Origin of the sequence: Cupriavidus sp. TMH.W2, from assembly GCF_050847365.1 — a bacterium.
In the GTDB taxonomy this organism is placed as follows: Bacteria; Pseudomonadota; Gammaproteobacteria; order Burkholderiales; family Burkholderiaceae; genus Cupriavidus.
Window position 1 is genome coordinate 899237 of the sequence record NZ_CP193793.1, and the last position, 10287, is coordinate 909523.

The window sequence follows — 10287 nt, forward strand, 5'->3', positions numbered from 1 at the left end:
CGTGCGACAGCTTCAGCGGCGCCCGTTGGCACCGCCGGGTTCGGACGACAGCTCTTTCCAGTGTTCGCGCGTGAATCCATATAGCACCTCCAGCGCCGGCGACAGCGAGCGCGCCGCCATGCGCGCAATGCCATAGCGGCCGCAGCGGCGCGGATCGGGCGGCATCGGCACTTCGGTCATCAGCCCGGCGGCGCGTTCCTGCCGCGTGATCGACAGCACGCCGAACAGCAGCGTGTCGCTGGCCAGCGACACGCTGCGCAGCATGTCGAGGTTGTCGCAGTGCAGGGTGAAGAGCTTGTCGGGCGCGGCGCCTGGTCCCCATAGCTCCGCCAGCTGGCGGCTGACGATGGTGCTGAGCGTGGTGGTCGCCACCGGATAGGCGCGGATCGTCTCGATATCGATGCGGCGCTCGCGCAGGATCGGATGCCCGGCGCGGCACACCAGGCCCGCGGGCAACTCACCCAGTGGCTCCACGTCAATGTCGTCGGCGGCGCGCAGCACATAGGCGTCGCCGACGATGGCGTCGATGGTCTCGTTGCGCAGGGCCTCCAGCAGGACACTGGTGGCGCCGGTCTCGGTGCGCACCTTGATGCGCGGGTGGGCCTGCGCCATGTGGATCAGGAATGGCGTCAGCAGCAGCGCCGCCGGTGCCGGCGCCACCCCGATCGTCAGCGAACCTTCCTCGCCGCCGCGCAGCAGGTCCAGGTCGCGCCGCAGCTGGCGCTCTTCCAGCCGCATGCGGCGCGCGCGGTCGGCTACCAGTTCGCCGAACACTGTCAGGCGCGCGCGCCGCGCACCGCGGTCAAAAAGTGGCGCCTTCAGCTCGTCCTCCAGTGCGCGGATGCTGCGGCTCAGCGCCGGCTGCGTCAGATGTACGGCACGGGCCGCTTCGGAGAACGTGCCGTGCTCGACCACGGCGAGCAGATGCAGAAGTTTCTGTGTGTCCATGCGGCAATCCATGCGTGTTAGTTATGGCATCGGTTAAACATTTGCATTTGAATCATACCTCCGCGCTCCCTATGATGAGCGCAACACAAGAGCGGACCCCAAACGAGGGATACCGCCAACCGTTCATCGGAAACCGGAGACAAGACATGCTCAAGCTGTTTATCGGCCTAGGCCTGCCGTACATCGGCGTGATCGGGATGCTGCCCTGGGTGGCATCGGTCGATCGCTTCGTGCTGGGCGTGCCCTTTATCTACGCCTGGATCTTTGCGTGGTTCGTGCTGACCTCTGCCTGCATGCTGGCGTGCTGGCTGCTGTTCGACCGCCACGCCGCCGACGCGGCGCACGAAGCCTGAACCGGGAGCCAGTCATGACTACAGCGGTATTCCTGGGTTTTATTGTCTTCTCGCTCTACCTCGCCATCCGCTCCAAAAAAGGCCGCGGCGCGCAGAGCATGCATGACTTCTTCGTGGCGTCGCGGCAGTTCGGCGCCTTCCTGGTGTTCTTCCTGGCGGCTGGCGAGATCTACAGCATCGGCACCATGGTGGGCTTTCCGGGCGGCATCTATGCCAAGGGACCGACCTATGGCGTCTGGTTCCTCGGCTACATCCTGCTGGCCTATCCGCTCGGCTACTTCATCGGGCCGAAGATCTGGAAGGCCGGGGCGCGCTACAACGCCATCACGCTGCCCGACCTGTTCAAGGGCCACTACGGCAGCCGCGCGCTCGAGCTGATCGTGGCAGGCTCGTCGATCCTGTTCCTGCTGCCCTGGGGCCAGTTGCAGTTCACCGGGCTGGTGGCGGCGCTCAAGGGACTGGGCTGGGAGTTCGATCCGGTATACCTGGTGATGATTTCCGCCGCGCTGGCCTTTACCTACATCGCCATCTCCGGCGTGCGTGCATCGGCCTATATCGCCATCCTCAAGGACATCCTGATGGTGGTGGCGATCGTCGCCACCGGCGTTGCGGTGGGCTGGAAGGCTGGCGTGGGCGACGTGTTCCATGCCGCCAGCCTGCACGTCAGCAACCAGATGAACGACACCCAGCTGCGCTTCTCGATGAGCACCATGCTGTTCCAGGCGCTGGGCTTCTACGTGATGCCGTTCGCGGTGCAGAACTTCTTCACCGCCAGGAGCGCCAACACCATCCGGCGCACGCAGGTGGCCATGCCGCTGTACATGCTGATGTATCCGTTCCTGGTGCTGGCGTCGTACTACGCCATCAGCCAGAACCTGCAGCTCGCGTCGCCCAACGAGGCCTTCTTCGCGGCGGCGGTGCGGCTGCTGCCAGGCTGGCTGCTGGGCCTGGTGGCTGCCGGCGCGGCGCTGTCCGGCCTGCTGGTGCTGGCCGGCATCTGCCTGGCGATCGGGCCCATCGTCACGCGCAACCTGTTGCCGGGCATGCCCGAGGCGCGCCAGAAGCAGGGCGCCAAGGTAGTGATCGTGATCTACCTGGTGCTGTCCATCGCCATGACGCTGGCCACGCCCAACCTGATGCTGACGCTGATCAACACCACCTACTACGGCGTGACGCAGTTCTTCCCTGGCGTGCTGGTGATCCTGTTCTCGCTGAAGGTGCGGCCGCTGGCGATTGCGCTCGGCATCGTCGCCGGCCAGGCTTTGGCGATCGTGCTGTATGTGCATCAGGCCGATTTCGGCGGCATCAACCTTGGCCTGATCAGCCTGGGCGTGAACCTGTTGGTGACTGCGCTGGTGAACTACGCCCCGCGCCTGGCGCGCGTGCAGGCAGCCTGAATGACCGGACGCATGCAATCCATGACACAAGACGACACGGCGCGCACGCAGGTATTCGTGGCGCGCAAGATCCTGACGATGGAAGCCGGGCAGCCCGAGGCCACCCACGTCGCGGTGCGCGACGGCCAGATCCTTGCCGTGGGCGGCGCGGCCGAGATGGCCAGCTGGCCGGACGCGGTGCAGGTCGACACCTTCCGCGACAAGGTGCTGATGCCCGGGCTGGTGGAAGGCCACTGCCACCTGATGGAAGGCGCGATGTGGGATGCGGTCTATGTCGGCTACTTCGACCGCCGCGACCCGGACGGCAAGCTGTGGCGCGGCCTGCGCACGCTGGAGCAGGTGATCGACCGCCTGGCGGGCGCGCAAAGCCAGCTGCACGACGCGGATACGCCGCTGCTGGCCTGGGGCTTCGACCCGATCTACTTCGGCGCCAGCCGGCTGTCGGTGCGCGAGCTGGATCGCGTGTCGGCCACGCGGCCCATCGTGGTGATGCATGCCAGCGTGCATCTGATGAACGTGAATTCGGCCATGCTGGCGCAGGCCGGCATCGACGAGGACACCGATATCGACGGTGTGCACAAGGACGCGCAGGGCTTGCCCACCGGCGAGCTGCAGGAGTTTGCGGCGATGTTCCCGGTGCAGCGCGTGCTTGGCAGCGGCCTGTCGCTGGCGGCGGCCGAGGACGCCGAGGCGGTGCGCCGCTTCGGCCGCGTGGCGCAACTGGCTGGCGTGACCACGGCGACCGACCTGGTCAACGACCTGTCGTCCAAGGGGCTGGAAACGCTGCAGTCGGTTACTGCCGACCCCGGCTTCCCACTTCGCATCGTTCCGGCGTTCTCGCCGCAGCGCAATGCCCAGGGCGGCCCGGCGCGCGTGCAGGCCGCCGCGGCGGCGGGCACCGGCAAGCTGCACTTCGGCCCGGTCAAGTTCATCGTCGACGGCTCGATCCAGGGCTTTACCGCGCGCCTGCGCGCGCCGGGGTATGCCGGCGGCCAGGCCAACGGCCTGTGGCTGATCCCGCCCGAGCAGCTGCTCGACGCCTTCACGCCGTTCCACCTGGCCGGCCTGCCGCTGCATATCCACACCAATGGCGACGAAGCGACCGAGGTGGTGCTGGACGCGCTCGAAGCCATGCTGTCACGCCACCCGCGCGCCGACCATCGCCATACGCTGCAGCATTGCCAGCTGGCCGACCAGGCGCAACTGGCGCGCGCGGCGCGGCTGGGCCTGTGCATCAACTTCTTTTCGAACCACCTGTACTACTGGGGCGATGCGCATGCCGGCCAGACCGTGGGACCGGCGTGGGCCGCGCGCATGAACCCGGCAGGCACGGCGCGGCGGCTGGGCATTCCGTTCGCAATCCATTCCGACGCGCCGATCACGCCGCTGAACCCGCTGTTCACGGCGTGGTGCGCGGTGCAGCGCCAGACGGCTTCCGGCCGCGTGCTGGGCGAAACGGAGCGTCTGTCGGTCGCGGATGCGCTTTACGCCATCACCATGGGCGCGGCCTATACGCTGAAGCTCGATCACCGCATCGGCAGCATCGCGCCCGGCAAGCTGGCTGATTTTGCCGTGCTGGAAGATGACCCGACCGCGGTGGCGCCCGAGTGCCTGAAAGACGTGCGCGTCTGGGGCACGGTGCTGGGCGGGCGCGTGTTCCCGGCGCCGGCACGATGAACGCGCGGCCCCCGATTCCGCTGGTGGTGGTCGGCGGCTACCTGGGCGCCGGCAAGACCACCTTGCTCAACCGCCTGCTGGCCAATGCGCAGGGGCGCCGCATCGCGGTGCTGGTCAATGACTTCGGCGAGATCAATATCGATGCCGCGCTGATCCGCGCACGCAGCGACGACGTGATCCAGTTGGAGAATGGCTGCATCTGCTGCTCGATCGGCGGCCGGCTGGCCGAGGCCCTGGTGGCGATCGCCGCGCGGGAGCAGCGGCCTGACTTGCTGGTGATCGAGGCCAGCGGGGTTTCCGACCCGCAGCGCATTGCCCAGGTGGGCCTGCTGGATCCGGCATTCCGGCTCAATGCGGTGCTGGTCGCGGTGGACGTGACCGGCGTGCACGACAGCCTGGGCGATCCGCTGGTCGGTGACATGGTGCGCCGGCAAGTCGCGGGCGCTTCGGTGGTGGTGCTGACCAAGGCCGATCTTGCCCAGGCCGAGGCAGTGGCGCAGGCCGCGGCCACGGCGGGCGCGCTGGCACCGCGCGCAGCGGTCCTGATCGCGCAATCGGGCGAGCTGCCGTTGTCTGTCTTTGTCGATGCGGCCGTGCCGGCAGCGCGGGGAACCGCGACGCTGTTGAGCGGCGCGGGCTGGCAGCGCCTCCCGGATGCCACGCATGCAGACATCCGCAGCATCGCTTACCAGACCCCGCGCAGTTTCGACAAGGCGCGCTTGCGGCAGGCGCTGGCGACGGTTCCGGTGCGCCTGCTGCGTGCCAAGGGGCTGGTCCGGCTAGAGGCCGACGCACGGCTGCATGAGGTGCATCTTGTCGGCGGCAGGATACGGCTGCGGCAGGCGGGGCCCGCCGAATCGCCTGGCTCGGCGCTGGTCTTCATCGGTGCCTTCGATGCCGCGGCGGAACCTGCCATCCGTGCTTGCATGGAGGCCGCGCTGGCCTGAGCCGCGCTGCCAGTGCCCTGCAATGCGGTGTCCCCCGGACCAGCGCTTCAGGTATGTAACTCGCCCGGCGAGCCATGAGGGCCTGGCGGCCTGCCCCAGTCGCCGCGCTCGAACTCCGCAATCACCTGCGCCCCAAGCAGCAGCAAGGTCGCGGCAATCTCCAGGCTCAGCAGCACCACGATCGCCGTGGTGAGCGAGCCGTAGACCCGGCTGACTTGCGACAGCGTGGTGAAGTACCACACCAGCACATGGCGCGAGATCTCCCACAGCACCGCCGCCATCAACGCCCCGCACAGTGCATGCCACAGCGACAGCCTGCCAACCGGCATCACCATGTAGATCGACGTGAGCATCAGCACTTCGCCAATGAAGCCGAGCAGGTAGAGCAGGCCGGTCGAGAGCCGGCCCAGGGACCAGTCGTGGCCCAGCACTTCCACATGCCGTTCGCCTATGACCAGCAGGCTGCCTGACACCACCGTGACCAGCAGGAGGCCCACGCTCAATATTGCAATGTAGCAATAGGGCAGCAGCGCCGAGACCAGGAAATGCCGGCGCCGGATCGCCACGCGGTGCTCGAAGATGACCGACATGGCGTTCTCCAGCACCGTGAAGGCGAGCGAGCTGAAGAACAGCATGGTGCCCAGCAGCACCCAGCCGATCGTGCCACGGTTGCGCAGAAAGGCGGCCAGCTCGGTAATCAGCGCCCTGGACTGCCCCGGCACCACCCACTCAAGGTAGCGCGCGAGCGTGGACAGCAGCAGCGCAGGCTCGATCACGTGCGACAGTGCAATCACCATCAGGATCAGCAGCGGCACAATCGACAGCAGCGCGTAGTAGGCCACCGCACCGGCCAGCAGCAGGCCCTGGTTGGCGCGGAACTGCCTGAGCGTGTGCCAGGCAAAGCGCCCCGGATGACGGAGCAGGTCGCGGACGCGGGCGTCTGGAAGCTGCATGGCGGACGTTGGGGAGGAGCAGTTTCGCCATTATGCGGCTTGCGGTGCCGGTGTAGTGGAACGACACCAATCGCTGCGCCGCACACTGCGGCACCTGCTGCTGCCGTCCGACATTCCGCCGGGTTATGCCTCCATTCCGAATAGATCATTGTGGTCATGTCCCGCGGCCATGCAACATGGCGCCTGCGGCCTGCACCACGCGGGCTAGCATCTCATGCACATAAGGCGGCGCACCGTGCGTGCAGCCGCTTAGACAAGGATGGAGACAGCATGCAAGGGCTTTCGGTGTCGCGCGGGACGGGACTCAGGCGCAGTCTGGTGTGGTTGGCGGTGGCGCTGCTGGTGACGCCGATGAGCGTGTCGCTGGCGCAGGGCGCCGGCCAGCCCTCGGCCGTTGCCGCGGACGAGGTCATGCAGGGCTTTCCGCCGCCGCCCGACAAGCAAGTCAGCCGCGGCAACGGCCTGCGCCCGCCATATATGCGCTGGGCGTTCCGGCATGCGCGCGAGATGTCGTTCACGGCGGGTATCCGGCACGCCAGCCAGCCGCTGGCCCTGGCGGGTCAGCCCGGTACCGGGCTGGACGGCACCACGTTTGCCATCGCGGGAAACACCATCCGGCTGGCCGACTACCTGCGCGATACCCATACCGACGGCTTTATCGTGCTGCACCAGGGCAAGGTCGTCTATGAGCGCTACTTCGCCGGCTTTGATCCCCACCAGCCGCATATCTGGGCCTCGATGACAAAGTCGGTCACCGGTCTGCTGGCCGCCATGCTGGTGGAGGAGGGCAAGCTCGATCCGCAGGCCCGGCTGGCGCAGTATGTGCCGGAGCTGGCCGGCAACCCGTTCGGCGAGGCTACGGTGCAGCAGAACCTGGACATGGAGGTGCCGGTGGGCTACCCCGAGGCGCTCCCGCCGGACCTGGGGCTGTTCGGGGCGGTGGGGATCGTGCCGCGCAAGGCGGATGCGCCCGACACCATCTATGACTTTCTCAAGGTCGTCCACGCCACCGGCGGGCGCGATGCGGGCGGCGGGGGCGGCATCTGGTACTACCAGAACGGCTCGCCGGAAGCGGTGGCATGGGCGCTGCGGCGCATTACCGGCAAGAGCTGGGCGCAACTGGTGACTGAGCGGCTGTGGTCGCGCTTTGCCGACGATGATGCCTACACCCAGGTGGACCGCCAGGGCACGGAAATGGCGAGCGGCGGCATGAACTCCACGCTGCGTGACGCCGCCCGCTTTGCCGAGGCCGTGCGGCGGGCGGCGGCGGGCGATGCTTCGGGCGGGATCTCGCCGGCGGCGGTGCGTATCGCGCTGCAGCCTGCCGGCAACCAGGCCCGCTTTGCGCGCGGCAACGCCATGCCGGGCCGCGACGGCTATGGCTATCGCAACTACTGGTTCCAGCGCAACGACGGCGACGGCAGCATCGAGGCCAGCGGACGCTTCGGGCAGAAAATCTATATCAACCCGGCCAAGGGGCTGACCGTGGTGAAGTTCTCCGCCAGCCCCGACGGCGCCGCGCGTGCAACCAGCGCTGCCGGGGTGCGCAAGCGCGACGATCCGGCGCGCGCGCTCGAATCCGCCGAGGTCATGGTGGCCGCGGCGCTCGCGATCCATCGCGTGGTCAGCCGCTGAGCGACGCCGGGCAGGGCCCGGCAACGCCTCCCGACTCACTTCTCACGCACGCCGCCAAGTCGTGCGGAGGATAGCTGCGCGCCTGCAGCGGCGTAATGCCGGACCGTTGTTGTCCGGTAATCCTCGCACGCCTGTGCAGTCCGCGATCCAGCCATCGGCAGCTTCGCCGTGGCGATGACCAACCACAACGAAACAGGATGGAGACCATGAAAGTCAAGCTTGAAAAGCTGATGCTGCCGGCGGCGCTGGGCATGCTGGCCGGCACCGCGCAGGCGGACGTGACGCTATATGGCGTGGCCGATGCCAATATCGAATACGTCAACCACTTGTCGGCGACGCTGCCGACGCAGGCGGGCTTTCCGGGGCCGGGACATAGCCGCGTGGCGCTGAGCTCCGGCGGCTTGTCCGGCTCGCGCTGGGGCCTGCGCGGCACCGAGGACCTGGGCGACAGCCTCAAGGCGGTGTTCGTGCTGGAGAGCGGCTTCGGCATCGACGATGGCCGCCTGACGCAATCCGGCCGGGTGTTCGGCCGCCAGGCATTTGTCGGCCTGCAGAGCGAGCGTGCCGGCCGCCTGACCTTCGGGCGCCAGTACACGTCAATTTTCGATGCCCTCTCCAACTTCTCGCCCAGTGGCTATTCGACCCAGTATGAGCCGATCGCGGCGCAGCTAGGCCTGGACTTCCGCTCGGACAACAACGTCAAGTACACGGGCACGTTCGGGGGGGTGACCGCCATCGGCAACTATTCGTTCGGCAACGGCGTGTTCGGCGCCGGCGAGGTCGCGGGGCAATCGCGCCGGGATACGGGATTTGGCGCCGGCCTCAACTACTTTGCCGGTGGCTTCGGCGCGGCGCTGGCGTTCAACCGCTACAACCCGACGCTGGCGACGGGTGGCGCCGTCGGCAACTTCCGCAAGGCCGGCGCCGCGCTCAGCTATCGCAACGGTCCGGTCAAGCTGATGGGCGGCTATCGCTGGGGGCTCAACAAGTCGGCCGATGGCGCGACCATCGTGCGTGACGATTACTACTGGGCCGGCATCAACTACCGCGCCACCGCCAGCCTGGACCTGACGCTTGCGTACTACTACGACGACGTCAAGGCGCTGGCCGGCAGCAATGTGAAGAACCCCTGGCAGGTGAGTTTTATCGCCGACTACAGCCTGTCAAAGCGTACCGACGTCTATCTGACCACGGCCTATGTCCAGCATGCCGGCATCAACTTCGATACCTCGGCGGTGAGCTTTGCCAACGGGTATTTCCTTGGCAGCGGGCATCGCAGCATGACGGCGGTGGCGGTGGGGATGCGGCATCGGTTCTGAGCGCGGAGGAACTGGCCGCGCCGTTTTGCCGGAGCGGCCCGCAAACCATCGGCTGACGGCGGCCCAGCGTTTGCTGGAGACGACTGACAAGGGTGTCGACCTGATAGCGGAGCTGGCCGGGTTTGGATCCGCCGTTTCCTTCCGGCAGCGCTTCACCCAGGCATTTGCCGTTTCTCCGTCTGCTTACCGCAAGCAGTTCGGCGCCACGGTGCCGCCGGACAGGTTCAGCTGACCTTCATCAGGAAGGAGGTCGCCGTGCGGATCTCGTCGAAATTGGTGACCAGGCCAAAGCTCAGCAGGAACATGCCCACATGGAACAAGCCCTGGTGCCGTTCGGAGAAATTCAGGAAAGGTGCCGCGATCGGCTCGCGGTACCGCGTCTGAGTCAGCAGCAGGCAAGTCAATACGCCCAGTACGGCCCCGCCCAGCACGTCGGTCGGATAATGCAGTCCGACAAAAACTCGTGCCATGCAGATAAACAGGATGGCATACGCCAGTGCCAGCATGCCAATCCGCCTGGACGCGACCATCACGCCGGTTGCCACGGCGCACCACAACATTGCGTGGTCGCTCGGAAACGAACTCCATGTTCGCACGGTGTCTTCCGAGCCGAGGAGAAAGCGCAGTCCCAACTCGGGATCGGCCAGGGGACGGGCGCGGAATGGCAGCCAGTGTGCCATGACGCGTCCCAGCACCAATACGCAAAAACCGGCAACGATTGTCGCGACCACGATTTCATGATCGCGCCGCTTGTCGGCGCGGTCACGAAACCAGATCCACCATAACAACGCAATCATGGGCAGGCCGCGCAGCATGTAGAACTGGGTCGTGGCCAGGAGAGCGCGGTCGAAGAGGGGCCAGCGGAAAGTAAACTGGTTCAGGAAGTGAATGATGGTGCTGTCGAAGGCGTTCATCACCAGCCCTTCTTGTCAGAAAATAGTGATTGGCAGTCACTTATTCATATTCCGTGAGTATAGATTCGGATCACGCCTGGACAATGAGGAAATATGTCATTTCGGTTAATTGGCGCACATATGGTGTTGCACATCGAATAAAGG

General features: G+C 66.5%; 9 protein-coding genes and 1 pseudogene. 7 read left to right on the forward strand and 3 right to left on the reverse strand.

The window, feature by feature from the left end; all coding sequences use genetic code 11:
- Positions 1–12: 12 nt before the first annotated feature.
- Positions 13–948, reverse strand: coding sequence for a LysR family transcriptional regulator (locus ACREYQ_RS21665; RefSeq protein ID WP_432262220.1), 936 nt, complete (start codon positions 946–948; stop codon positions 13–15).
- A gap of 146 nt (positions 949–1094) precedes the next feature.
- Here ACREYQ_RS21665 and ACREYQ_RS21670 point away from each other — a divergent pair, with 146 nt between their 5' ends.
- The 4 genes from ACREYQ_RS21670 to ACREYQ_RS21685 are packed head-to-tail and all read left to right on the forward strand — an operon-like array spanning position 1095 to position 5322.
- Positions 1095–1301, forward strand: a complete 207-nt coding sequence (locus ACREYQ_RS21670; protein ID WP_115013493.1) for a DUF3311 domain-containing protein — start codon at positions 1095–1097, stop codon at positions 1299–1301.
- A gap of 14 nt (positions 1302–1315) precedes the next feature.
- Positions 1316–2698, forward strand: a complete 1383-nt coding sequence (locus ACREYQ_RS21675) for a sodium:solute symporter family protein (protein ID WP_432262221.1) — start codon at positions 1316–1318, stop codon at positions 2696–2698.
- 12 nt (positions 2699–2710) lie between these two features.
- Positions 2711–4375 carry an amidohydrolase gene (locus tag ACREYQ_RS21680; RefSeq protein WP_432262222.1) on the forward strand — a complete coding sequence of 555 codons (1665 nt, stop codon included), beginning with the start codon at positions 2711–2713 and terminating at the stop codon, positions 4373–4375.
- Positions 4372–5322 (forward strand): CobW family GTP-binding protein, encoded by a 951-nt coding sequence (locus ACREYQ_RS21685; RefSeq protein WP_432262223.1) that lies wholly within the window; start codon positions 4372–4374, stop codon positions 5320–5322. Before ACREYQ_RS21680 ends, ACREYQ_RS21685 begins: the two co-directional genes overlap by 4 nt.
- A 47-nt stretch (positions 5323–5369) precedes the next feature.
- Here the strand turns inward: ACREYQ_RS21685 and ACREYQ_RS21690 are convergent, their stop codons facing one another.
- Positions 5370–6275 (reverse strand): YihY/virulence factor BrkB family protein, encoded by a 906-nt coding sequence (locus ACREYQ_RS21690; RefSeq protein ID WP_432262224.1) that lies wholly within the window; start codon positions 6273–6275, stop codon positions 5370–5372.
- A gap of 270 nt (positions 6276–6545) precedes the next feature.
- Between ACREYQ_RS21690 and ACREYQ_RS21695 the strand changes: the two genes are divergently transcribed.
- The 3 genes and pseudogenes from ACREYQ_RS21695 to ACREYQ_RS21705 all read left to right on the forward strand — a co-directional run.
- A complete protein-coding gene (locus ACREYQ_RS21695; RefSeq protein WP_432262225.1) occupies positions 6546–7910 on the forward strand; it encodes a serine hydrolase domain-containing protein in 1365 nt (454 codons plus the stop codon).
- A gap of 206 nt (positions 7911–8116) precedes the next feature.
- A complete protein-coding gene (locus ACREYQ_RS21700) occupies positions 8117–9229 on the forward strand; it encodes a porin (RefSeq protein ID WP_432262226.1) in 1113 nt (370 codons plus the stop codon).
- 43 nt (positions 9230–9272) lie between these two features.
- Positions 9273–9461 (forward strand): annotated as a pseudogene (locus ACREYQ_RS21705) (helix-turn-helix domain-containing protein); the annotation flags it as partial.
- Here the strand turns inward: ACREYQ_RS21705 and ACREYQ_RS21710 are convergent.
- Complete coding sequence (locus ACREYQ_RS21710; RefSeq protein WP_432262227.1) at positions 9454–10143, reverse strand: phosphatase PAP2 family protein; 690 nt, start codon at positions 10141–10143, stop codon at positions 9454–9456. The pseudogene ACREYQ_RS21705 and the gene ACREYQ_RS21710 sit on opposite strands and share 8 nt — an antisense overlap.
- Between the last annotated feature and the right edge of the window lie 144 nt (positions 10144–10287).